The organism is Crenobacter intestini (assembly GCF_004919095.1).
GTDB classification, from domain to species: domain Bacteria; phylum Pseudomonadota; class Gammaproteobacteria; order Burkholderiales; family Chromobacteriaceae; genus Craterilacuibacter; species Craterilacuibacter intestini.
Genome location: NZ_STGJ01000043.1, coordinates 1 through 1,505, shown reverse-complemented (window position 1 = coordinate 1,505; position 1,505 = coordinate 1). Strand labels below are relative to the sequence as shown.

The 1,505-nt window shown below is 58.5% G+C and carries 1 protein-coding gene; it reads right to left on the bottom strand.

Translation table 11 applies throughout. From position 1 onward, the window contains the following. Nucleotides 1-407: 407 nt before the first annotated feature. Complete coding sequence (locus tag E5K04_RS16575) at nt 408-1,376, bottom strand: DMT family transporter (protein WP_136555946.1); 969 nt, start codon at nt 1,374-1,376, stop codon at nt 408-410. Between the last annotated feature and the right edge of the window lie 129 nt (nt 1,377-1,505).

The following is a 1,505-nucleotide window of genomic DNA, read 5'->3' as shown; positions in this document are numbered from 1 at the left end:
GCTGTCGATCGGTACCTTTTCGGAAGTTGCCGGTTCTTCCGGCGGCACGCAGCTGTGGTCGGCACGGCCGACGATCACGTGCTTGAGCGGGTCGAAATCGTTCCAGGAGTTGACGATCTTGGTCATGGTGAATGCCCTCGTTTGAGTAATTCGGGATGAATTGCTTGGATGTATTTTCTCCCTGTTAGAGAGTGGCGGCATCCCAAAAAATGACCGGTAGCTATCAAAAAACCGGAATTTCAGAAAAAGATTATTTGCCTTTGTTTGCGTAAAAAGACAGGAAGCAGCTGTCAGGCCTTGGCTATCAAAAGACAAGCATGGCCTTGTGGGGGAGGTGAGCGCTTGCGACGCCAGTACACGAAAAAAGGCGGCCAGGTGGCCGCCTTTAGGCAGGGAAGAGGTGTGGCTTACAGCGCGCTCACCGCGTCGGCCTGCTTGTCGGACTTCTTCAGCGATTTGCCGAGCATGCTGATCAGCACTTCGCTCATGCCGCCGATGATGATCAGCGCGCCGCCGATCATCTGGGCGCTGGACAGCGGTTCGCCGTAGATCATCAGGCCGACGAACAGCGCGGCGACCACGCATTCCCAGTAGGACACGCAGGCAAACTCAGCGGCCTTCAGGTGACGGGTGGCGATGGTGCAGGTGCCCAGCGCGCCGAAACCGCACACGATGCCGATGCCGATCCACCACATCCAGTCGGTCGACGTCATCTGCGAGATGGTCGGCTTGGTGAAGATGAAGAGGATGGTGATGCCGGCCAGCGCGAACACGAAGTTCCAGAAGGCGCGTACGTCGCCCGGCACTTCAGTGCGGAAGCGGCCGAAGAACAGGAACAGGCCGTAACCGACGCCGGAGTACAGTGCCATCATGTCGCCGAAGAAGGTCTTTTCGGAGAATTCCATGCCGAAACTCATGCCATTCGGGCCGATCGACATCAGGCCGGAGATCATCATCATGCCGATGAATACCGCCAGCAGCGCGACCCAGGTGCCGGCCTTCATCTTCTCCTTGAGGAAGATCACGGCGAGCAGGGTCGAGATGATCGGGCCGATATAGATGAAGAACACCGCGTTGGCGATCGAGGTGTGCTGTGTCGCCGTGATGTACGCGGACAGGCAGTTGCCCATGAAGAAGCCGGACAGGATCATCGTCGGCGACAGTTTGAAGCTCTTGAGGTCAAGCAGGCGACCCTTGTAAGCGATGATGCCGAAGAACAGCAGGCCGCCGCACATCATGCGCGAGAAGGCGATGAAGTCGCCCTGTGCGTCGATGTGGCGGGCGAAGAAGCCGACAAAACCCATCAGGGTGGCGGCGATGAAGGCGTTGATGAAGCCGACCTTCTTGTTGATGGGGGTGGTAGCGGGAGTGGTCATGATGAGACTCCTGGATGGGGTGATCCTTCAAAAAGGCCCGGCCGTGGCGGCCGGGCCTTGTTAGGGTCAGACGCGGGTGACGTCTTCGAAGTCCTGGTTCGGGAAGTAGTCCAGGCAGGTGCCTTCGCG